This is a genomic window from Aquipseudomonas ullengensis, assembly GCF_014174475.1.
GTDB classification, from domain to species: Bacteria; Pseudomonadota; Gammaproteobacteria; order Pseudomonadales; family Pseudomonadaceae; genus Aquipseudomonas; species Aquipseudomonas ullengensis.
On the sequence record NZ_JACJUD010000001.1, the window covers coordinates 115199 to 136550 of the forward strand.

The window sequence follows — 21352 nt, forward strand, 5'->3', positions numbered from 1 at the left end:
GGGAACTCCAAACTTTCTTATTCTGCGGCGTTCACGGCAGCGATCATGCGCACCGCATCAACAGTTTCCGCCACGTCATGCACCCGCAGTATGCACGCACCCTTGGCAACAGCCAGCGCAGCCAGCGCCAGACCACCAGACAAACGCTCACCCACCTCACGCTGCAGCACCTGGCCGATCATGCTTTTGCGTGACACCCCGACAAGCAGAGGGCGCCCCAGCTCCAACAAAGCATCCAGATGCTTGAACAGGCTCAGGTTATGTTCCAGCGTCTTGGCAAAACCGAATCCAGGATCAAGCAGCAACCGCTCGACAGCAATTCCAGCCTGAGCACAGGCAGCCATACGCTGCCCGAGAAAATCCGCCACCTCAGCAACTACATCGCGATAAACAGGATCCCGCTGCATGGTTCCCGGCTCGCCCAGCATGTGCATCAAGCACACCGGCAAGCCCGTCTCGGCCGCCGCCTGCAATGCACCTTCGCGCTGCAGGGAACGCACATCATTGATCAACCCTCCACCAAGACGAGCACCCTCACGCATGACAGCAGGCGTCGAAGTATCCAGGGAAATAATCACATCGAGTTCAGCAGCAATCGCCTCAACGACCGGAGCGACGCGATCGAGCTCTTCCTGAGGAGAAACCGACTGAGCACCCGGACGAGTCGATTCGCCACCCACATCGATCAGGGTAGCGCCAGCCGCCAACATCTCAGCAGCATGGCGCACCGCCTGATCGCGGACAGCAAAGCGACCGCCATCGGAAAACGAATCAGGAGTGACATTCAGAATACCCATCACATGCGGACGGGAAAGATCGAGAACCCGACTGCCACATGGCAGCCGGGCTGGGTATTGCGGGGAAATCATGTGCGACCTTAGTGCTCGCCCGCCGGACCACCAATCGGTGTTTCCGGCCGATCGACTTGCTCTTTGGGTGTCGGCGGCGTGCCGGACCCATCCTGCCAGTCGCGAGGTTCGCGAGGCGTGCGGCCTGCCATGATGTCGTCAATCTGATCGGCATCGATCGTCTCGTATTTCATCAGCGCATCGGCCATGGCATCCAGCTTGTCGCGATTGTCTTCCAGGAGTCGCTTGGCAGTCGCATAGCAACCGTCGATCAGGCTGCGCACCTCGTCATCGATCAGCTTGGCGGTCTCGCCAGAGACGTTGGCCTGCTGGCTGCCAGCACTGCGACCAAGGAATACCTCACCCTCTTCCTCCGCATACATCAGCGGGCCCAACTTCTCGGACAGGCCCCACTTGGTCACCATATTCCGCGCCAGACGAGTGGCACGCATGATGTCGTTGGACGCACCCGTGGTAACCCCATCGAAGCCCAGCGTCATCTCCTCAGCGATACGTCCGCCGAACAACGAGCAGATCTGACTGACCAGCGCGCGCTTGGACAGGCTGTAGCGATCCTCCTCCGGCAGGAACATGGTCACGCCCAGGGCGCGACCGCGAGGGATGATCGACACCTTGTAGACCGGATCATGCTCAGGCACCAGGCGACCCACGATGGCGTGGCCCGCCTCGTGGAAAGCGGTGTTTAGCTTTTCCTTCTCGGACATGACCATGGACTTGCGCTCGGCGCCCATCATGATCTTGTCCTTGGCCAGCTCGAATTCCTTCATCTCGACCACGCGCTTGCCGCCACGCGCTGCGAACAGCGAAGCCTCGTTGACCAGGTTGGCCAGGTCCGCACCGGAGAAGCCCGGAGTACCACGGGCAATCACCGCCGGCTCGACGTTATCGCCCACCGGCACCTTGCGCATGTGCACCTTGAGAATCTGCTCGCGACCACGGATATCCGGCAGCCCCACGACCACCTGACGGTCGAAGCGGCCTGGGCGCAGCAACGCAGGGTCAAGCACATCCGGGCGGTTGGTGGCGGCGATGACGATGATGCCGTCATTCATTTCGAAGCCATCCATCTCCACCAGCAACTGGTTCAGCGTCTGCTCACGCTCGTCGTGACCACCACCAAGACCGGCGCCACGATGGCGACCGACAGCGTCGATTTCGTCGATGAAGATGATGCAGGGCGCATGCTTCTTGGCCTGCTCGAACATGTCACGCACACGGCTGGCGCCTACGCCGACGAACATCTCAACGAAGTCGGAGCCGGAAATGGTGAAGAACGGCACCTTGGCCTCACCCGCAATGGCCTTGGCCAGCAGGGTCTTACCGGTACCGGGCGGACCAACCATCAGCACGCCACGGGGAATGCGACCACCCAGGCGCTGGAACTTGCCCGGGTCGCGCAGGAACTCGACCAGCTCACCAACCTCTTCCTTGGCCTCGTCGCAACCGGCGACGTCAGCCAATGTGGTTTTCACCTGATCTTCGGACAGCAGGCGCGCCTTGCTCTTGCCGAAGCTCATCGGCCCACCCTTGCCGCCGCCACCGCCCTGCATCTGACGCATGAAGAACATGAACACGGCAATGATCACCAGAATCGGGAAGCTGGCGACCAGCAACTGGGTCCAGATGCTCTGGCGCTCAGGCTGCTTGCCGACGATCTCGACATTGTTGTCGATCAGGTCCTTGATCAGGCCACGGTCTTCGATAGCCGGGCGCACCGTCTCGAAAGCGGTGCCATCGAGGTTCTTGCCGCTGATGATGTAGCCATCCACGGTCACCTGTTTAACCTTGCCTTGCTGAACCTGCTGGATGAACTCGGAATAGTTCAGCTTGCCGGACTCGCTCGGACTGGAGAAGTTGTTCATCACGGTGACCAGGACGGCCGCGATGATCAGCCACAGGATCAGGTTCTTTGCCATGTCGTTCAATTAGCTACCCTCTGAAGCGAGCCTCGTCCTGAAACGCGCTTCGCATAACGGCTTGAGATATACCCGCCTAACTTACTACACAACCCTGCCCCTGGCAGGTGCCGTCTGTAACCCTTTATGAGCCCTGTCGCGCCTCATCCGACCAAAACGCACAACTGCAGTTCCAGTCTAGGCCTCGCGACAGGAGCGCGCGAGCATGCATTGCTCAGCTACCAATCAAGCTCTTTCAGGCCCAGCACCAACTCTCGACGGCACGTGGCGCGGACCTGCAAGCCAGCCTCACACCATTCATATTGGGGCCATATTGAAAATCACAAGGCCTGGCGGACATCAGCCAACGCCTGCTGATCTTCAAGCGGACCGTAACACCGCTATGCGGCCGGTCGTGATTAGCTGGGCGCGTGCCGGCACGCTCGGGTAAACTACGCCGTTTTTACAGTTCAGAAGATATCTGGAGCCTCGGTACGCGGAGCCAGTTTTGGCAAAAGGGATGGAGAAACCGCGCAATGCGGTCCCCTGACTTTCGCCAAAGCAGCGCAAATGCAGTCCGTCTCCGACAGCTTCCCAGTCGCAGGATCAGATCATGGCGCTTACCAACGAACAGAAGAAACATTTCAAATCGATCGGCCACCACTTGAAACCGGTGCTGATCGTCGCCGAGAACGGCCTGACCGAAGGCGTGCAGGCCGAGCTGGAGCGCGCGCTGAATGATCACGAGCTGATCAAAGTACAATTCCGCATCATCGAGCGTGACGACCGCCGCGCCATGATCGAAGAGCTGGGCAAGGTTGGCCGCTGCGAACTGGTGCAGATCATCGGCAAGATGGCCCTGGTCTACCGCAAGAACCCCAAGGCCAACAAAAATCTCTCCAACATTCACCGCCATCAAGCCTGATAGCGGTAGCGCCCGACCTTAGCGACCGCTACGCCCCGGAAGGGGCTGCAGCACCAGCACCAGCCCGCACAGCGCCACCACCATGTAGCAGAACAGCAGCCCGCGTTCGGCACCTGGCTGCCAGTGGCGCACGGCAAAGAACACCGCAACCATCCCTAGCACCACCAGCAGCAGCTGGCCGCGCAAGTCGCGCCAGAGACTGGCCAGCCCTTCGGCCTGAGTCAGCACCAGCGCCTGCAGCAGCACACAGAAACCCGCAAAGCCGATCAGCAACGGACTGAGCGTGGCATTGATAGTTTCCACCAGCAGTGGCGCCAGGCCGATCTTCTCCAGCGCCGGCAGCATCACGAAGTGCAACAGCCACAGGCCACCAACCCAGAAAGTCTGGGCCAGCTGCCAACTGATCGCCCCCGCGCGCGGCGGCTGACGCTTAAATATGGCGGACTTCGACAATCTCGTACTCAACCAGACCGCTCGGGGTTTTCACCACCACCACATCACCCTCGTCCTTGCCCACCAGGGCACGGGCGATCGGCGAGCCGACGGAAATCTTGCCCAGCTTGATGTCCGCCTCATCCTCACCAACGATCTGGTAGGTGACGCTTTCATCGGTCTCGCAGTTGGCGATTTCGACAGTGGTACCAAAGATCACCTTGCCGCTGTGAGCGATGGTGGTGACATCGATAACCACGGCATTCTGCAGACGGCCTTCGATATCGCGAATACGCGCCTCGACCATGCCTTGCTGCTCGCGGGCAGCGTGGTACTCAGCGTTCTCCTTGAGATCACCCAGCTCACGGGCGGTGCCGATGTCCTGGCTGAGCTTGGGGCGCACGACCTTGGTCAGGTGCGCCAGCTCTTCTTCAAGGGCGCGAGCGCCCTCCACGGTCATTGGGTATTTGGTCATGCCTTGATTCCTGCATGCAGGTCCTGCAGACGGCGCACAGCCTTTTCCGGGCCGAATTTGAGCGCTTCACAGATCGCCTGACCCGCCGCGATGGTGGTGGTGCAGTAGACCTTGTGCTGCAGAGCGTTACGACGAATGGAGTAGGAGTCAGCGATCGACTGACGACCTTCGGTGGTGTTGATGATCAGCGTGACTTCGTCATTCTTGATCATGTCGACCACGTGAGGACGGCCCTCGGTCACCTTATTCACCCGGCGTACCGGCAGGCCAGCAGCCTCGATCACGCGGGCGGTGCCGGCGGTGGCGACCACTTCGAAGCCCAGGGCAACCAGATCGCGAGCGACCTGCTCGACGAACGGCTTGTCGTCTTCGCGAACGCTGATAAATGCGCAGCCGGAGTTCGGCAGGATCTCGCTTGCGCCCAACTGAGCCTTGGCGAAGGCCTCGCCGAAGGTGTCACCGACACCCATGACTTCACCGGTGGACTTCATCTCTGGACCGAGGATCGGGTCAACGCCTGGGAACTTGGCGAACGGGAACACCGCTTCCTTGACGCTGAAGTACGGCGGGATGATTTCCTTGCTGTAGCCAGCCTCGGCCAGCGATTTACCAGCCATGACGCGGGCAGCCACCTTGGCCAGCGACTCGCCGACACACTTGGAGACGAACGGTACGGTACGCGAAGCGCGCGGGTTCACTTCGATGACGAAGATGTCCTCGCCCTGCACCGCCATCTGCACGTTCATCAGGCCAACCACGCCGAGCTCCAGGGCCATTTTCTTGACCTGTTCGCGGATCTCGTCCTGGATATGCATCGGCAGCGAGTACGGCGGCAGCGAGCACGCCGAGTCACCGGAGTGCACGCCGGCCTGCTCGATGTGCTGCATGATCGCGCCGATCACCACGGTCTCGCCGTCGCACACCGCGTCGATGTCGACCTCGATGGCGCAGTTGAGGAAGTGGTCGAGCAGCACCGGGCTGTCGTTGGACACTTTCACGGCTTCGCGCATGTAGCGCTTGAGCTCGTCTTCCTGATAGACGATCTCCATCGCGCGACCACCCAGCACGTAGGACGGACGCACCACCAGCGGATAGCCGATGATCTTGGAGTGGGCAAGGGCTTCGTCTTCGCTGCGCGCGGTGGCGTTGGCCGGCTGGCGCAGGCCGAGGCGCTGGACCATCTGCTGGAAGCGCTCGCGGTCTTCAGCGCGGTCAATGGCGTCAGGCGAAGTACCGATGATCGGCACACCGGCTTCTTCCAGGGCACGGCAGATCTTCAGTGGGGTCTGACCGCCGTACTGCACGATCACGCCTTTCGGCTGCTCGACGCGGACGATCTCCAGCACGTCTTCCAGGGTTACCGGCTCGAAGTACAGGCGATCGGAGGTATCGTAGTCGGTGGAGACGGTTTCCGGGTTGCAGTTGACCATGATGGTCTCGTAGCCATCTTCACGCAGCGCCAGCGCCGCGTGTACGCAGCAGTAGTCGAACTCGATGCCCTGGCCGATACGGTTGGGACCACCGCCGAGAATCATGATCTTGTCGCGGCTCGACGGATTGGCCTCGCACTCTTCCTCGTAGGTCGAGTACATGTAGGCGGTGTCGGTGGCGAACTCGGCGGCGCAGGTGTCGACGCGCTTGTACACCGGCAGCACTTTCAGCTTGTGACGGTGGCTACGCAGGTTCTTCTCGGTCACACCGAGCAGCTTGGCCAGGCGCGAGTCGGAGAAGCCCTTGCGCTTGAGCTTGTACATCAGGTCGCGGTCGATCGAAGCGAGGCCGAGGGTCTTGATGCGCTCCTCGTCCTTGATCAGGTCTTCGATCTGCACCAGGAACCATTCGTCGATGTTGGTCAGCTCGAAGATTTCCGCGACGCTCTTGCCGGCACGGAAAGCATCGGCGACGTACCAGATGCGGTCGGCGCTCGGCACGGTCAGCTCGCGACGCAGAATGCTCTCGGCTTCCGGGTCGGTCAGGTCGAGTTTCGGATCGAAACCGGCGACGCCGACTTCCAGACCGCGCAGGGCTTTCTGCAGGGACTCCTGGAAAGTGCGACCGATGGCCATGACTTCACCCACAGACTTCATCTGGGTGGTCAGGCGGGCGTCGGCTTTCGGGAACTTCTCGAAGGCGAAACGCGGGATCTTGGTGACGACGTAGTCGATAGCCGGCTCGAACGACGCAGGCGTGCGACCGCCGGTAATGTCGTTGCTCAGCTCGTCCAGGGTGTAGCCGACAGCCAGCTTGGCGGCGATCTTGGCGATCGGGAAGCCAGTGGCCTTGGAGGCCAGCGCCGAGGAACGCGACACGCGCGGGTTCATCTCGATCACGACCATACGGCCGGTGTTCGGGCAGATGCCGAACTGCACGTTGGAGCCGCCAGTTTCCACGCCGATCTCGCGCAGCACCGCCAGGGAGGCGTTACGCAGGATCTGGTATTCCTTGTCGGTCAGGGTTTGCGCCGGCGCCACGGTGATCGAGTCACCGGTGTGCACGCCCATCGGGTCGAAGTTCTCGATGGCGCAGACGATGATGCAGTTGTCCTTCTTATCGCGGACCACCTCCATCTCGTACTCTTTCCAGCCGATCAGCGATTCGTCGATCAGCAGTTCGCTGGTCGGCGACAGGTCCAGGCCGCGGGCGCAGATCTCCTCGAACTCTTCACGGTTGTAGGCGATGCCGCCACCGGTGCCGCCCATGGTGAAGGACGGACGGATGATGCACGGGAAGCCAACCTTCTCCAGTACGCCGTAGGCCTCTTCCATATTGTGGGCGATGCCGGAAACCGGGCAGGCCAGACCGATGTCTTTCATCGCCTTGTCGAAGCGCGAACGGTCTTCGGCCTTGTCGATGGTGTCGGCGTTGGCACCGATCATCTCAACGCCGAATTTTTCCAGGATGCCGTGCTTTTCCAGGTCCAGCGCGCAGTTCAGCGCAGTCTGGCCGCCCATGGTTGGCAACAGCGCGTCCGGGCGCTCCTTCTCGATGATCTTGGCCACGGTGGACCATTTGATCGGCTCGATGTAAGTGGCATCCGCCATGGCCGGGTCGGTCATGATGGTGGCCGGGTTGGAGTTCACCAGGATGACGCGGTAGCCCTCTTCTTTCAGGGCTTTACAGGCCTGGGCACCGGAATAGTCGAACTCGCAGGCCTGGCCGATGACGATGGGGCCGGCGCCGAGGATCAGGATGCTTTTGATGTCTGTACGTTTTGGCATGTTTCTTACTCGAATCCTTGGGTCAGTCGGCAGGCTTAACGGCGCTTGGCCATGGCTTCGATGAAGCGGTCGAACAGCGGAGCTACGTCATGTGGGCCGGGGCTGGCTTCCGGGTGGCCCTGGAAGCTGAAGGCTTCCTTGTCGGTGCGTTCGATACCCTGCAGGGTGCCGTCGAACAGCGACTTGTGCGTAGCACGCAGGTTGGCTGGCAGGCTCGGCTCGTCCACGGCGAAACCGTGGTTCTGGCTGGTGATCATCACCACGCCACTGTCGAGATCCTGTACCGGGTGGTTGGCACCGTGGTGGCCAGTGCCCATTTTCACGGTCTTGGCACCAGAGGCCAGGGCCAGCAACTGGTGACCGAGGCAGATGCCGAATACCGGAATTTCGGTTTGCAGCACGTCCTTGATCGCCTGGATCGCGTAGTCGCACGGCTCGGGGTCGCCAGGGCCGTTGGACAGGAACACGCCGTCCGGATTCAGTGCCAGCACGTCACTGGCTGGCGTCTGCGCCGGCACCACGGTCAGGCGGCAGCCGCGGGCTACGAGCATGCGCAGGATGTTCCATTTGACGCCGTAGTCGTAGGCAACCACGTGGTACGGCAGCTCACTGGCGGCGACTTCCGGATGGCCGTCATCTTTCAGGTTCCACACGCTGGAGCGCCATTCGTAGCGCTCGGTGCAGCTGACCACTTTGGCCAGATCCATGCCTTTAAGGCCCGGGAAGCTGCGCGCCAGTTCCAGCGCCTTTTCCTCGGTGGCATCGTCACCAGCCAGGATGCAGCCGTTCTGCGAGCCGGTTTCACGCAGGATGCGGGTCAGGCGACGGGTATCGATGCCGGCAATGGCAACGGTGCCATTTTCCTTGAGGTACTCGTCCAGCGGCTGCTTGTCGCGCCAGCTGCTGGAAGTCAGCGGCAGGTCGCGAATGATCAGGCCGGCAGCCCAGACACGGCTCGACTCGGCATCTTCCGGCGTGGTGCCGGTGTTACCGATGTGCGGGTAGGTCAGCGTGACGATTTGCTGGGCATAGGAAGGATCGGTGAGGATTTCCTGATAGCCGGTCATGGCCGTGTTGAACACGACCTCACCGATGGTATGGCCGTCGGCCCCGATTGCTTCACCACGGAAAATGCTGCCGTCGGCAAGGGCGAGTATGGCTGGCTTAGTCAAGAAGACCTCCCTTAGATCTGAAACTTGCACAAACGCAGGTTGTAAAAAAGCGGGATGACGTATTGACCGTCACCCCGCTTCTTTATCTGATTCATTCTGCGTTACTTTTAGTGGACACACTAAAGCAGGAAGCTTACAGGAAAGTGCCTTTTCGGTCCACCGCCTGGATGGACCGAAACGCTATCGTAGAACCGACTCAAAATCTCGCGAGCTAGGGCCAGGCAAGGCGAAATCGGGCGAAGAAGCGCACTTTACGAGCTGTAAATGAGCATTCTGAGCCGATTTCAACGCAGCATGGCCGACGCGCAGCAGATTTTGAGCGGGCTCTCAGCTCAGCCCCAGCACATCCTGCATGTCATAAAGCCCGGCTGACTGGCTTTGCAGCCACAGGGCCGCACGCACCGCACCCTTGGCGAAGGTCATCCGACTGGAGGCCTTGTGGGTGATTTCCACGCGCTCGCCGTCGGCAGCGAACAATACGGTGTGATCACCGACCACATCACCAGCGCGCACCGTGGCGAAACCGATGGTTTCGCGCTCGCGCGCACCGGTCTGGCCTTCGCGACCGTAGACCGCGACCTTCTGCAGGTCGCGCCCCAGGGCATTGGCCACCACTTCGCCCATACGCAGCGCGGTACCGGACGGCGCATCGACCTTGTGCCGGTGGTGCGCCTCGATGATCTCGATATCGACCTCGTCACCCAGCACTCGAGCCGCGGTATCCAGCAGCTTCAGGCACAGGTTGACGCCGACGCTGTAGTTGGCCGCGAAGACGATCGGAATGTCCTTGGCCGCTTCCGCCAGCAACTGCTTCTCTTCGACGCTGAAGCCGGTGGTACCGATAACCATGGCCTTGCCGGCCTGGCGGCAGACCGCCAGGTTCTTCAGGGTGACCGACGGATGGGTGAAGTCGATCAGAACATCGAACTGATCGAGCACCGCGCTCAGGTCACCCGCAAGAATCACGCCGATCTTGCCCAGCGCCGCCAGTTCGCCGGCGTCGGCACCGATCAGGCTACTGTCCGGACGATCCACCGCGGCGGTCAGCTGGGCGCCTTCTGCTTGGTCGACCGCCTCGATGAGTATCTTGCCCATGCGCCCGGCGGCGCCCATCACTGCAATACGTCGCATAGCCGATTCCTTAAATGTCGCCGAAGAAGCGCTTCACGCCGTCGAACCAGCCACTGGCTTTGGGCGAATGGGAGCTGTCGCCTTCCAACGACTTGCGGAACTCATCCAGCAGCTCGCGCTGGCGCTTGTCCAGGTTGACCGGGGTTTCCACCGCCACCTTGCACAGCAGGTCGCCAGCACCGCCGCCACGCACCGGGGCCACGCCCTTGCCGCGCAGGCGGAACAGCTTGCCGGTCTGGGTGCCTTCCGGGATCTTCAGCTTGACCCGGCCATCCAGGGTCGGCACTTCCAGCTCGCCGCCCAGCGCCGCGTCGGCGAAGCTGATCGGCACTTCGCAATACAGGTGCTTGCCGTCGCGCTGGAAGATCGCGTGCTCGCGCACATTGACCACCACGTACAGGTCGCCCGCCGGGCCACCCATGCTGCCAGCCTCACCTTCGCCCGACAGGCGGATGCGATCACCGGTATCGACACCCGCCGGCACCTTGACCGACAGGGTCTTGCTCTCTTCCACGCGACCCTGGCCGTGGCACGAGCCACAGGGGTCGGTGATCATCTTGCCGTTGCCGTGGCAGCGCGGGCAGGTCTGCTGCACCGAGAAGAAGCCCTGCTGCATGCGCACCTGACCGATGCCGCCACAGGTGGTACAGGTCACCGGGCTGGTACCCTTCTTCGCCCCGGAGCCATCGCACGGTTTGCAGTTGACCAGGGTCGGCACACGAATGGTCACGGTGGTGCCGCGCACCGCCTCTTCCAGATCCAGCTCCAGGGTGTAGCGCAGGTCACTGCCACGCTGGGCGCCGCCACGCGAGCCGCCGCCACGACCACCACCGAAGAAGTCGCTGAACACGTCGCCGAAGATGTCGGAGAAGTTCGCCCCGCCGCCACCGAAGCCGCCACCGCCACCCATCTGCGGGTCGACACCGGCATGCCCGTACTGGTCATAGGCCGAGCGCTTGCTCGCATCGGAGAGCACTTCGTAGGCCTCGTTGGCTTCCTTGAATTTCTCTTCCGAAGCCTTGTCGTCCGGATTGCGGTCCGGGTGGTGCTTCATCGCCAGGCGCCGATAAGCCTTCTTCAGCTCGGCTTCGCTGACGCCGCGCTCCACACCGAGCACTTCGTAATAGTCACGTTTGGCCATACATCTACACCTTTAAATTCGTCTGCCCCAGACACGCCAACGCGGGAGCAAGCTCCCGCGCGGCGAATCGCGCCTGTCGAAGCCAGGCTTCGACAGGCAAGGACGGAGGTAAGCCGTGGCTTACTTGTTGTCCTTGACCTCTTCGAACTCGGCATCGACAACATCGTCGGCCGCGTCCTGAGCATCGTCCGCACCCTGAGCAGCAGCGCCCGGCTGCGGCTGTTCGGCGTACATCTTCTGCGCCAGCGGTGCAGTGACTTCGGACAGGGCATTCATCTTCGCATCGATGGCCGCCTTGTCGTCGCCTTTGACTGCAACTTCCAGCTCGCCCAGTGCTTTTTCGATGGCCGCCTTCTCGTCGGCAGTCGCCTTGTCGCCCGCCTCAACAATCATCTTGCGAGTGGCGTGAACCAGACCATCGCCCTGATTGCGGGCAGTGACCAGTTCCTCGAACTTGCGGTCTTCCTCGGCATTGGCCTCGGCGTCACGCACCATCTGCTCGATTTCTTCCTCGGACAGGCCGGAGTTGGCCTTGATCACGATGGACTGCTGCTTGCCGGTGGCCTTGTCTTTGGCGCCGACATGCAGGATGCCGTTGGCGTCGATGTCGAAGGTCACCTCGATCTGCGGTACGCCACGCGGCGCCGGCGGGATCTCGGCCAGGTCGAACTTGCCCAGCGACTTGTTCTGCGCGGCTTGCTTGCGCTCGCCCTGCAGCACGTGAATGGTCACCGCGCCCTGGTTGTCGTCGGCAGTCGAGAACACCTGCGACTTCTTGGTCGGAATGGTGGTGTTCTTCTCGATCAGCGCGGTCATCACGCCACCCATGGTTTCGATACCCAGGGTCAGCGGCGATACGTCGAGCAGCAGCACGTCTTTGACGTCGCCAGCCAGAACGGCGCCCTGAATCGCAGCACCGATGGCTACGGCTTCGTCCGGGTTGACGTCCTTGCGCGCTTCCTTGCCGAAGAACTCGGCGACTTTCTGCTGCACCAGCGGCATGCGGGTCTGACCGCCGACCAGGATCACTTCGTCGATGCTGCCAACGTCCAGACCGGAGTCTTTCAGGGCGATGCGGCACGGTTCGATGGTACGAGTAACCAGCTCTTCAACCAGGGCTTCCAGCTTGGCGCGGGAAATCTTCACGTTGAGGTGCTTCGGACCGGTGGCATCGGCAGTGATGTACGGCAGGTTGACGTCGGTCTGCTGCGCGGACGACAGCTCGATCTTGGCCTTCTCGGCAGACTCTTTCAGGCGCTGCATGGCCAGCGGATCGCCTTTCAGGTCGATACCGGACTCTTTCTTGAATTCGTCGACGAGGTAGTCGATCAGGCGAATATCAAAGTCCTCACCACCGAGGAAGGTGTCACCGTTGGTGGCCAGCACTTCGAACTGGTGCTCACCATCGACTTCGGCAATTTCGATTACCGACACGTCGAAGGTACCGCCACCCAGGTCATAGACGATCACGGTGTGGTCGCCCTTGCCCTTGTCCATGCCATAGGCCAACGCAGCCGCGGTCGGCTCGTTGATGATGCGCTTGACCTCGAGACCAGCGATGCGGCCTGCGTCTTTGGTGGCCTGGCGCTGGCTGTCGTTGAAGTAGGCCGGCACAGTGATGACCGCTTCGGTCACTGGCTCACCGAGGTAGTCTTCGGCGGTTTTCTTCATCTTCTTCAGCACTTCCGCGGAAATTTGCGGCGGCGCCATTTTCTGGCCCTTCACTTCCACCCAGGCGTCACCGTTGTCGGCCTTGGCGATCTTGTAGGGGACCATCTTGATGTCTTTCTGTACGACTTCTTCTTCGAAGCGACGACCGATCAGGCGCTTCACCGCGTACAGGGTGTTGTGCGGGTTGGTCACGGCCTGACGCTTGGCGGACTGGCCTGCGAGGATCTCGCCATCGTTGGTGTAGGCGATGATGGAAGGCGTGGTACGCGCGCCTTCGGCGTTTTCGATGACCTTGACGCTACCGTTTTCCAGAACTGCGACGCAGGAGTTGGTAGTCCCCAGGTCGATACCGATGATTTTGCCCATTTCACTCTCCCGAAACTTTGTCTTTGACCTTGGTTGCGCGGCCCGTTGATTGGATTGGCCGCGCCAGCACTAAATCGCTTGTACTAATAGATGGGGCCGAAGCCCCGAATTTCAAGCCTGCTCGTCAATCGACGGCAGCGGAGCGCTCGGTGCCTTGCTGACCACGACCATGGCCGGGCGCAGCAGGCGACCGCTGAGCAGGTAGCCCTTCTGGAACACCTTGAGCACGCTATTCGGCTCGACATGGGTGCTTTCTTCCATGGCCATCGCCTGATGGTGCTCCGGATTAAACGGTGCGCCGTGCGGATCGACCGCCTCGACCTGATAACGCTTGAGGGTGTCGTGGAACAGCTTGAGGGTCAGCTCCATGCCTTCACGCACAACCTTGATCGACTCGTCGCTAGGGCTGGTCAATTCCAGGCCGCGCTCCAGGCTGTCGACCACTGGCAGCAGGTCGTTGGCGAATTTTTCCAGCGCGAACTTGTGCGCTTTCTCGACATCCTGCTCGGCACGGCGGCGCACGTTCTGCAAGTCGGCGGCCACGCGCAAGGCTTGATCCTGCGCAGCAGCCAGCTGCTCTTCGAGCGATTGCACACGCGCAACCAGATCCTCGCCAAGCACCGCCTCGGGCGCCGGATTGTCCTGCGGGTTCTGCGTATCGAGAGTCTGTTCGTCAGCCATTGGGTCCTCCTGTAAATACAACAGCGGGTCATGGCCCGCTCTTCTTCCGCCTATATGGGGCCCAAACACAGGCTTTCAAGGGTTATTGTCAGGACAAAACAAAACACTGTATAAATAGCCAGCACAAAAAGCTCAAAGCCTCGCGAGCTAGAGTCAGGCAAGGCGAAACTGGGCGAGGGCGCGGAGTTTACGAAAGGTAAATGAGCAGCCCGAGCCCGGTTTCAACGCAGCATGGCCGACGCGCAGCAGGCTTTGGACCGTTAACTTTTGGGAGCGATCTCCATGCTGGCGCACCTGTCCGTACACAACTACGCCATCGTCGAACACCTGGATCTGGAACTGGCCCGCGGCATGTCGGTGATCACCGGCGAAACCGGCGCCGGTAAATCGATCATGCTCGACGCCCTGGGCCTGGCCCTCGGTGATCGCGCCGACAGCGGCGTGGTGCGCCCCGGCGCGGACAAGGCCGACATCCTCGCCAGCTTCGACCTCGACGACATCCCCGAAGCCCGCACCTGGCTCAGCGAACGCGACCTGGACAACGATGGGCCATGCATCCTGCGTCGAGTCATTACCAGCGAAGGCCGCTCGCGCGGCTATATCAATGGCAGCCCCTGCCCGCTGGGCGATCTCAAGGCGCTCGGCGAGCTGCTGATCGACATCCACAGCCAGCACGAGCACCAATCGCTGCTCAAGCCGGACACCCATCGCCGCCTGCTCGACGAATACACCGGCAGCCAGGAGCTGGCCCGCCAGGTGCAACTGGCCGCCCAGCGCTGGCGCCAGACCCGCCAGGAGCTGCAGCGCCTGACCTCGACCAGCGACGAGCAGCGCGCACGCCACCAGTTGCTCAGCTACCAACTGGAAGAGCTGGAAAACCTGACCCTCGGCGACAACGAACTGGAACAGCTGGAGCAAGAACACAAGACCCTGAGCAACGCCGAACAGCTGCTAGGCGCCTGCCGTCAGGTTCTCGACCTGTGCAGCGAAAGCGATGCCGGCAACGTGCTGTCCGCCCTGACCGCCAGCCTCAATCGCTTGAGCGCCTTCAGCAGCCAACCCGGCGCCTTGGGCGAAGCCAGCAACCTGCTGGCCAGCGCACAGATCCAGGTAGAAGAAGCAGTCGGCGAGCTGAACCGCTTCATCGACCACTTCGACGCCGACCCGCAGCGCCAACAGATCCTCGAAGAACGCCTCGACGCCATCTACACCCTGGCCCGCAAGCATCGCATCCAGCCCACCGAGCTGGGCGAGCTGCAGCAGCGCCTGCTGGAGGAACTTGAAGGCCTCAATGCTGACGACCAAGCCAGCGAACGCCTCGGCGAAGAACTGGCCGCCTACGCCCGCCATTACCAGGAGAAAGCCAGCGAACTGAGCGAACTGCGCCAGCAAGCCGCCACGCTCCTGTCCGCCGCCGTGCAGGATGAGATGCAGAGCCTGGGCATGCCGGGTGGGCGTTTCAGCATCCAACTGCAGGGCAGCAACGCCGAGGAGCCCCAACCCTACGGCCTGGAGCAGGTCGAATTCCTGGTCAGCGCCAACCCCGGCCAACCGCTGAAGTCACTGGCCAAGGTCGCCTCCGGCGGTGAGCTGTCGCGCATCAGCCTGGCGATCCAGGTGATCACTGCGCAGACCTCGCGCGTACCGACCCTGGTGTTCGATGAAGTCGACGTCGGCATCGGCGGCCCGACTGCCGAAGTCGTCGGCCAGTTGCTGCGTCGCCTCGGCGAACGCGGCCAGGTGCTGACCGTCACCCACCTGCCGCAGGTTGCCGCCCAGGGTCACAACCACCTGTTCGTGCACAAGCAGCGCGGCAGCGAGGAAACCCGTACCGCCGTGGCAACTCTCGACACACCGCAGCGCATCGAGGAAGTGGCACGCATGCTCGGCGGCGTCGACCTCACCGAAGAGTCGCTGCAGCACGCCCGCAAGATGGTCGCCAGCGCGCAGAGCTGAATGCTGCACGCACAAAAAAGGCGCCCTGCGGGGCGCCTTTTTTATTCAGCTCGAATCACTTGCTCTTCTGGCGAACGTAGAGCACCAGATTGTGATCGACCAGCTCGAAGCCATGCTTCTTGACGATTTCCTTCTGCAGCTTCTCGATCTCCGGATCGAAAAACTCGATGACCTCGCCACTGTCCACGCAGACCATGTGATCGTGGTGGCCGCCATCAGCCAGCTCGAACACGGCATGGCCGCCGTCGAAATTGTGCCGCTCAACCAGACCAGCAGCCTCGAATTGAGTGAGGACGCGGTACACGGTGGCCAGGCCAACGTCTTCGCCCGCTTCCATCAATGCCTTGTATACATCCTCAGCGCTCATGTGACGCTGGCCGGAGCTGGCGGAATCGAGCATCTGCAGGATTTTGACGCGCGGCAAGGTGACTTTAAGGCCAGCTTTGCGCAGTTCGCTATTTTCAACCATGGTCAGCTTTCTCTTGGTTGCTGCTTCGCAGCTCCCGTTTATGCGGGTATGATCGGGGTTTACTTTGCCTAGCCAAGATAGTGGAAGTCACCCACCGATGCAAAACACCAAGCTCCTGCTGTCCAGCCTCACACTCGTGGGTCTGCTCGCACTCGCCGGCTGTTCATTTCCCGGGGTTTATAAAATCGACATCCAGCAAGGCAATGTCGTAACGCAGGACATGATAGACCAGTTGAAGCCTGGAATGACCCGCCGACAAGTGCGGTTTATCATGGGTAACCCGCTGATCACCGACACCTTCCACGCCAATCGCTGGGATTACCTGTACAGCATCCAGCCGGGCGGTCGTCAGCGCTACCAGGAACGCATCAGCCTGGTATTCAGCGGCGAAGACCAATTGATCGGCCTGGCCGGCGACTTCGTCCCGGGCGTCAGCCGCGACCAGGCGATCCTCGGCGAAGACGGCAACACCACCGCACCGCAGACCGAAAGCCAGCCGCAGGCCGAAGAGCCAGCCAAGCCAGGTTCGCTGCAGGAACAAATTCAGCGCGAAGTGGACTCCGCCAAACCGGTCGCCGTACCGATTCCGGAACCCCTGGAAGCCAATCCGCAGTAAACTGCGGATAGAAAAAAGCCCGGCACTGCCGGGCTTTTTTATGCCTGCTGTTTATTACTCAGACTGTGCCGCGCGCTGCTCTGCTGCACGCGCCGCACGCTGCTTGCGCACTTCCTTCGGGTCAGCCAGCAACGGCCGGTAGACCTCCACGCGCTCGCCCTCCTCCAGTACACGCTCCTCCGGCTTGCTCAGCGCCTTGCCGAAAATACCAAGCGGTGCAGTTGCCAGATCCAGACCGACGAACTGCACATCCAACCCAGAACGCAGAGCTGCATCGCGCGCCGTGCTGCCGACCGGTAGCTCCAGGCCCACCAGTTTCTGCTCGCCAGCCAAGGCGTACACCACCTCGACCCGCAAAACCGGCTTATCCATAGAGCTGCTTGGCCCGCTGACAGAAGGCATCGACCATGGTGTTGGCCGCCTGGGTGAACAACGGCCCCAGCGTGGCACGCACCAGCGGCCCGGCGTAATCGAAGGTCATGTCCAGGCTGATCTTGCAGGCTTTTTCGCCCAGCGCCTTGAATTCCCACACGCCCTGCAACTGGGAAAACGGCCCCTCTTCCAGCTGCATCTCGATCGACTTGCCCGGCACCAGACGATTGCGGGTCATGAAGCGCTGACTGATCGAAGCCTTGGCCACGGTCAGGCTGGCACGCATCGACGCCTCGCTCACCTCCAGCACTTCGGAAGCCGAGCACCAGGGCAGAAACTGCGGATAGCTGGCCACATCATTGACCAGATCGTAGAGCGCCTGCGCCGGATAGGGCAGCAGCGCAGAACGTTGAATTCGGGTGCTCATCGGTTCTCGCGTCCTCAACTACTGCGCCTGGCGGGCCAGAACCAGGGCGCCAGCCGCAACGAAGCGCGCATTGTGCGGAATTCACCCTGCCCCCTCAAGCACAGGCTGTCGCCAGCGCGGCGCCGACTCCCTATAATGCCGCGCCTATGGCTAAGCAAAAGAAACACCCTACGGGGACCATCGCGCAGAATAAAAAAGCGCTGCATGACTATTTCGTCGAACACAAGTTCGAGGCCGGCCTGGTCCTGTCCGGCTGGGAAGTGAAAAGCCTGCGCGCCGGCAAGGCGCAGCTGGTGGATAGTTACGTGCTACTCAAGGACGACGAGGCCTGGCTGATGGGGTGCCATATCACCCCGCTGAAGACCGCCAGCACTCACGTCATCGCCGACCCCACCCGCACGCGCAAGCTGCTGCTGAACAAGCGCGAGCTGGACAAGCTGTTCGGCGCGGTCCAGCAGAAGGGCTACACCTGTGTGGCTCTGTCGATCTACTGGAAGGCGCACCTGATCAAGTGCGAGATTGCCCTGGCCAAGGGCAAGAAGGACTTCGACAAGCGCCACACCGAGAAAGAACGTGACGCCGACCGCGAAGTGCAGCGCGCCATGCGCACCAAGGGCAAGGACGACTAAGCCCAGCCGCCAGGGTCAGGTGCCCTGGCGCCGCTGTGCTCGCTCCATCCGCTTGGCTTCCTGCTGCGCTTCGTTGAGCACTTCCTGTACATAAAGAATGTGCCCGTGGGAAATCTCCCGCGCCGCTTCCGCTCGCCGTTCGACAATCGCCTCGAACAACGCCCGATGCTGCTGCATCAGCATGTCGCGGGTCTCGCTGCGCTGCAGGTACATGCCACCGATATTGGTCACCACGTTGTGCTTGAGCAGGTCGAACAGGCCGCGAATCGTGTGCAGCAGCACCGCGTTGTGGCTGGCCTCGGCGATAGCCAGGTGGAAACTGGCATCAGCCGCGCCCTCCTGCTCACGGGTCGCCTTGCTGCCCGGCGCATAGCAGGTTTGCAGGGTTTCGAAGGCTGCGCGCAGGCGCTGGTGATCCAACTCGGTAGCACGCAGCGCCGCGTAGTAGGCGCAGGAACCTTCCAGGGTGTGACGGAACTCCAGCAAATCGCGCTGCGCATCGGGATTGCTTTCCAGCAGATGCAGCAACGGATCGCTGAAGGTCGAGCCCAGCTCCGCCGCCACATAGTTGCCGCCGCCCTGGCGACTGACCAGCAAGCCCTTGGCCACCAGTTTCTGAATCGCCTCACGCAGCGACGGCCGCGACACACCGAACTGCTCGGCCAGCGCGCGCTCGGCCGGCAGCCGTTCGCCGGCCTTGAGGGTGCCCTCGAGGATCATCGATTCCAGTTGACTGACGATATCGTCCGACAGGCGGCGCTGCCGAACCTGACCAAATCCCATATCCCTTTCCACCCCTTGCAATCCGCCGTTCTGGCGCACGTTTTGCCGCTGATCGCAGCAGCCTAACCAGCCCACCCGGGCACCACAAGATCGACCGCCACCCGAGCCGTTCGACCAAAGTCGTAGCGCGCAAAATTGACAGGCCAACAGGTGCGCTTTTACCCTGACTCGTCGGTTTTGTAAATTGGTATTACCAATTTATCCAGCCACTTGCACCGCTCGACTAGGCTGCCTCCCGCCACAAGCAGGACCGCCAGCCCGAGCACTATCGGCACCTCCAACAACAATTAGGAGCCACCCCAGATGCAAACCTGGCAACAACTCTATACACCGCTCGGCAGCCTCGGCCTGTCCGCCCTGGTCGCACTGATTCCCATCGTGTTCTTCTTCCTGGCCCTGGCGGTGTTCCGCCTGAAAGGTCACGTCGCCGGTAGCATCACCCTGGCGCTGTCGATCATCGTCGCCATCTTCGCCTTCCAGATGCCGGCCGACATGGCCTTCGCCGCCGCTGGCTACGGCTTCGCCTACGGTCTGTGGCCGATTGCCTGGATTATCGTGGCGGCGGTATTCCTCTACAAACTGACGGTCAAGAGCGGCCAGTTCGAGATCATCCGCAGCTCGGTGCTGTCGATCACCGACGACCAGCGCCTGCAGGTGCTGCTGATCGGCTTCTCCTTCGGCGCGTTCCTCGAAGGTGCTGCCGGTTTCGGCGCACCGGTGGCGATCACCGCCGCCCTGCTCGTCGGCCTCGGCTTCAACCCGCTGTACGCCGCCGGCCTGTGCCTGATCGCCAACACCGCGCCGGTGGCCTTCGGCGCCCTGGGCATCCCGATCATCGTCGCAGGCCAAGTCACCGGCATCGACGCCTTCAAGATCGGCGCCATGGCTGGCCGCCAGCTGCCGCTGCTGTCGATCATCGTGCCGTTCTGGCTGGTGGCGATGATGGACGGCTGGCGCGGCATCAAGGAAACCTGGCCGGCCGCACTGGTCGCCGGCGCCAGCTTCGCCGTCACCCAGTACTTCACCTCCAACTACATCGGCCCGGAGCTGCCGGACATCACCTCGGCGCTGGTCAGCCTGGTGTGCCTGACCCTGTTCCTCAAAGTCTGGAGCCCGAGCCGCGCAGCCGAGCCGGAAGTGGTCGGCGTGTCGGCCGGCGGCGCCGCGATCGTTGGCGGCTTCGGTGGCCAACGCAGCACCACCCCGTCGCCGTACAGCTTCGGTGAAATCCTCAAGGCCTGGTCGCCGTTCCTGATCCTCACCGTACTGGTCACCATCTGGACCCTGAAACCGTTCAAGGCACTGTTTGCCGCGGGCGGCGCGATGTACAGCACGGTATTCAACTTCGCCATCCCGCACCTCGACCAACTGGTGATCAAGACCGCGCCGATCGTCACCGCTGCCACCGCCATGCCGGCCGTGTTCAAGCTCGACCCGATCTCCGCCACCGGCACCGCGATCTTCTTCTCCGCGCTGGTCTCCATGCTGGTGCTGAAGATCAACTGCAAAACTGGTCTGACCACATTCAAGGAAACCCTGATCGAGCTGAAATGGCCGATCCTGTCGATCGGCATGGTGCTGGCGTTCGCCTTCGTCACCAACTACTCGGGCATGTCCAGCACCCTCGCCCTGGTCCTGGCCGGGACCGGCGTGCTGTTCCCCTTCTTCTCGCCGTTCCTCGGCTGGCTGGGCGTGTTCCTCACCGGTTCGGATACCTCTTCCAACGCCCTGTTCAGCTCGCTGCAGGCCACCACCGCGCACCAGATCGGGGTCAACGACACCCTGCTGGTGGCGGCCAACACCAGTGGCGGCGTGACCGGCAAGATGATCTCGCCGCAATCGATCGCCGTGGCCTGCGCCGCGACCGGCATGGTCGGCAAGGAATCCGACCTGTTCCGCTTCACCCTCAAGCACAGCCTGATCTTCGCCGCCTTCGTCGGCCTGATCACCCTGGCCCAGGCCTATGTCTTTACTGGCATGTTGGTGCATTGAGGAGCTGCCTCCGCGAATGCGCAGGCAACGATCCGTCATTCCCGCGCAGGCGGGAATCCAGCCAGGCCAGCTACGGCTCCTCTGGATCCCCGCCTTCGCGGGGATGACGATTGAAAACTCGATCCACCGGCA

The 21352-nt window shown here is 61.9% G+C and carries 19 protein-coding genes; 5 read left to right on the top strand and 14 right to left on the bottom strand.

The features are described 5' to 3' along the window. Nucleotides 1–17 precede the first annotated feature (17 nt). Together folP and ftsH are read right to left on the bottom strand one after the other, a co-directional pair. Nucleotides 18–869: a dihydropteroate synthase gene (gene folP / locus H3H51_RS00520; protein ID WP_183087065.1), complete on the bottom strand. Its 852-nt coding sequence runs from the start codon at nucleotides 867–869 to the stop codon at nucleotides 18–20. Nucleotides 870–877: 8 nt separating this feature from the next. Next, nucleotides 878–2794, bottom strand: a complete 1917-nt coding sequence (ftsH, locus tag H3H51_RS00525; RefSeq protein ID WP_407926451.1) for an ATP-dependent zinc metalloprotease FtsH — start codon at nucleotides 2792–2794, stop codon at nucleotides 878–880. 583 nt (nucleotides 2795–3377) lie between these two features. On the opposite strand from ftsH, the gene yhbY reads away from it, so the two are divergent. After that, on the top strand, nucleotides 3378–3689 hold the full coding sequence (gene yhbY / locus H3H51_RS00530) for a ribosome assembly RNA-binding protein YhbY (protein ID WP_183087066.1): 312 nt from the start codon (nucleotides 3378–3380) through the stop codon (nucleotides 3687–3689). Nucleotides 3690–3707: 18 nt separating this feature from the next. On the opposite strand, the gene H3H51_RS00535 is transcribed toward yhbY, so the two are convergent. From H3H51_RS00535 to grpE, 8 genes are all read right to left on the bottom strand, one after another. Continuing rightward, the gene (locus tag H3H51_RS00535) at nucleotides 3708–4142 is read right to left on the bottom strand and encodes a DUF4149 domain-containing protein (protein WP_220790796.1); all 435 of its coding nucleotides are present in this window, start codon (nucleotides 4140–4142) and stop codon (nucleotides 3708–3710) included. Then, nucleotides 4120–4596 (bottom strand): transcription elongation factor GreA, encoded by a 477-nt coding sequence (gene greA, locus H3H51_RS00540; protein ID WP_183087067.1) that lies wholly within the window; start codon nucleotides 4594–4596, stop codon nucleotides 4120–4122. The genes H3H51_RS00535 and greA overlap by 23 nt, the downstream gene beginning before the upstream one ends. Next, nucleotides 4593–7814, bottom strand: coding sequence for a carbamoyl-phosphate synthase large subunit (carB, locus tag H3H51_RS00545; RefSeq protein ID WP_183087068.1), 3222 nt, complete (start codon nucleotides 7812–7814; stop codon nucleotides 4593–4595). Before carB ends, greA begins: the two co-directional genes overlap by 4 nt. A gap of 35 nt (nucleotides 7815–7849) precedes the next feature. Then, complete coding sequence (gene carA, locus H3H51_RS00550) at nucleotides 7850–8986, bottom strand: glutamine-hydrolyzing carbamoyl-phosphate synthase small subunit (protein WP_183087069.1); 1137 nt, start codon at nucleotides 8984–8986, stop codon at nucleotides 7850–7852. A gap of 327 nt (nucleotides 8987–9313) precedes the next feature. After that, nucleotides 9314–10117, bottom strand: coding sequence for a 4-hydroxy-tetrahydrodipicolinate reductase (gene dapB, locus H3H51_RS00555; protein WP_183087070.1), 804 nt, complete (start codon nucleotides 10115–10117; stop codon nucleotides 9314–9316). A 10-nt stretch (nucleotides 10118–10127) separates the two neighbouring features. Then, nucleotides 10128–11258, bottom strand: coding sequence for a molecular chaperone DnaJ (gene dnaJ, locus H3H51_RS00560; RefSeq protein WP_183087071.1), 1131 nt, complete (start codon nucleotides 11256–11258; stop codon nucleotides 10128–10130). A gap of 120 nt (nucleotides 11259–11378) precedes the next feature. Beyond that, nucleotides 11379–13295 (bottom strand): molecular chaperone DnaK, encoded by a 1917-nt coding sequence (gene dnaK, locus H3H51_RS00565; protein WP_183087072.1) that lies wholly within the window; start codon nucleotides 13293–13295, stop codon nucleotides 11379–11381. Nucleotides 13296–13406: 111 nt separating this feature from the next. After that, nucleotides 13407–13976, bottom strand: coding sequence for a nucleotide exchange factor GrpE (grpE, locus tag H3H51_RS00570; protein ID WP_183087073.1), 570 nt, complete (start codon nucleotides 13974–13976; stop codon nucleotides 13407–13409). Nucleotides 13977–14258: 282 nt separating this feature from the next. Between grpE and recN the strand changes: the two genes are divergently transcribed. Beyond that, nucleotides 14259–15932, top strand: coding sequence for a DNA repair protein RecN (gene recN, locus H3H51_RS00575; RefSeq protein WP_183087074.1), 1674 nt, complete (start codon nucleotides 14259–14261; stop codon nucleotides 15930–15932). Nucleotides 15933–15987: 55 nt separating this feature from the next. On the opposite strand, the gene fur is transcribed toward recN, so the two are convergent. Beyond that, the gene (gene fur, locus H3H51_RS00580) at nucleotides 15988–16401 is read right to left on the bottom strand and encodes a ferric iron uptake transcriptional regulator (RefSeq protein ID WP_183087075.1); all 414 of its coding nucleotides are present in this window, start codon (nucleotides 16399–16401) and stop codon (nucleotides 15988–15990) included. A gap of 97 nt (nucleotides 16402–16498) precedes the next feature. Between fur and H3H51_RS00585 the strand changes: the two genes are divergently transcribed. After that, the gene (locus H3H51_RS00585; RefSeq protein WP_183087076.1) at nucleotides 16499–17017 is read left to right on the top strand and encodes an outer membrane protein assembly factor BamE; all 519 of its coding nucleotides are present in this window, start codon (nucleotides 16499–16501) and stop codon (nucleotides 17015–17017) included. Nucleotides 17018–17071: 54 nt separating this feature from the next. Here the strand turns inward: H3H51_RS00585 and H3H51_RS00590 are convergent, their stop codons facing one another. Both H3H51_RS00590 and H3H51_RS00595 read right to left on the bottom strand, forming a co-directional pair. Continuing rightward, a complete protein-coding gene (locus H3H51_RS00590) occupies nucleotides 17072–17389 on the bottom strand; it encodes an RnfH family protein (RefSeq protein WP_183087077.1) in 318 nt (105 codons plus the stop codon). Beyond that, nucleotides 17382–17816 carry a type II toxin-antitoxin system RatA family toxin gene (locus H3H51_RS00595; RefSeq protein WP_183087078.1) on the bottom strand — a complete coding sequence of 145 codons (435 nt, stop codon included), beginning with the start codon at nucleotides 17814–17816 and terminating at the stop codon, nucleotides 17382–17384. Before H3H51_RS00595 ends, H3H51_RS00590 begins: the two co-directional genes overlap by 8 nt. Nucleotides 17817–17962: 146 nt before the next feature. On the opposite strand from H3H51_RS00595, the gene smpB reads away from it, so the two are divergent. Continuing rightward, on the top strand, nucleotides 17963–18445 hold the full coding sequence (smpB, locus tag H3H51_RS00600; RefSeq protein WP_183087079.1) for an SsrA-binding protein SmpB: 483 nt from the start codon (nucleotides 17963–17965) through the stop codon (nucleotides 18443–18445). 15 nt (nucleotides 18446–18460) lie between these two features. Here the strand turns inward: smpB and H3H51_RS00605 are convergent, their stop codons facing one another. Further along, on the bottom strand, nucleotides 18461–19228 hold the full coding sequence (locus H3H51_RS00605) for an FCD domain-containing protein (RefSeq protein WP_183087080.1): 768 nt from the start codon (nucleotides 19226–19228) through the stop codon (nucleotides 18461–18463). A gap of 303 nt (nucleotides 19229–19531) precedes the next feature. Here H3H51_RS00605 and H3H51_RS00610 point away from each other — a divergent pair, with 303 nt between their 5' ends. Further along, nucleotides 19532–21220, top strand: coding sequence for a lactate permease LctP family transporter (locus H3H51_RS00610; protein WP_183087081.1), 1689 nt, complete (start codon nucleotides 19532–19534; stop codon nucleotides 21218–21220). Nucleotides 21221–21352: the final 132 nt, after the last annotated feature.

Excerpts from the sequence above, each read along its gene's own strand:
- folP (WP_183087065.1), bottom strand. The coding sequence starts at position 869 with ATGATTTCCCCGCAATACCCAGCCCGGCTGCCATGTGGCAGTCGGGTT.
- yhbY (WP_183087066.1), top strand. The coding sequence starts at position 3,378 with ATGGCGCTTACCAACGAACAGAAGAAACATTTCAAATCGATCGGCCAC.
- greA (WP_183087067.1), bottom strand. The coding sequence starts at position 4,596 with ATGACCAAATACCCAATGACCGTGGAGGGCGCTCGCGCCCTTGAAGAA.
- carB (WP_183087068.1), bottom strand. The coding sequence starts at position 7,814 with ATGCCAAAACGTACAGACATCAAAAGCATCCTGATCCTCGGCGCCGGC.
- dapB (WP_183087070.1), bottom strand. The coding sequence starts at position 10,117 with ATGCGACGTATTGCAGTGATGGGCGCCGCCGGGCGCATGGGCAAGATA.
- dnaJ (WP_183087071.1), bottom strand. The coding sequence starts at position 11,258 with ATGGCCAAACGTGACTATTACGAAGTGCTCGGTGTGGAGCGCGGCGTC.
- dnaK (WP_183087072.1), bottom strand. The coding sequence starts at position 13,295 with ATGGGCAAAATCATCGGTATCGACCTGGGGACTACCAACTCCTGCGTC.
- grpE (WP_183087073.1), bottom strand. The coding sequence starts at position 13,976 with ATGGCTGACGAACAGACTCTCGATACGCAGAACCCGCAGGACAATCCG.
- recN (WP_183087074.1), top strand. The coding sequence starts at position 14,259 with ATGCTGGCGCACCTGTCCGTACACAACTACGCCATCGTCGAACACCTG.
- fur (WP_183087075.1), bottom strand. The coding sequence starts at position 16,401 with ATGGTTGAAAATAGCGAACTGCGCAAAGCTGGCCTTAAAGTCACCTTG.
- H3H51_RS00585 (WP_183087076.1), top strand. The coding sequence starts at position 16,499 with ATGCAAAACACCAAGCTCCTGCTGTCCAGCCTCACACTCGTGGGTCTG.
- H3H51_RS00590 (WP_183087077.1), bottom strand. The coding sequence starts at position 17,389 with ATGGATAAGCCGGTTTTGCGGGTCGAGGTGGTGTACGCCTTGGCTGGC.
- H3H51_RS00595 (WP_183087078.1), bottom strand. The coding sequence starts at position 17,816 with ATGAGCACCCGAATTCAACGTTCTGCGCTGCTGCCCTATCCGGCGCAG.
- smpB (WP_183087079.1), top strand. The coding sequence starts at position 17,963 with ATGGCTAAGCAAAAGAAACACCCTACGGGGACCATCGCGCAGAATAAA.
- H3H51_RS00605 (WP_183087080.1), bottom strand. The coding sequence starts at position 19,228 with ATGGGATTTGGTCAGGTTCGGCAGCGCCGCCTGTCGGACGATATCGTC.
- H3H51_RS00610 (WP_183087081.1), top strand. The coding sequence starts at position 19,532 with ATGCAAACCTGGCAACAACTCTATACACCGCTCGGCAGCCTCGGCCTG.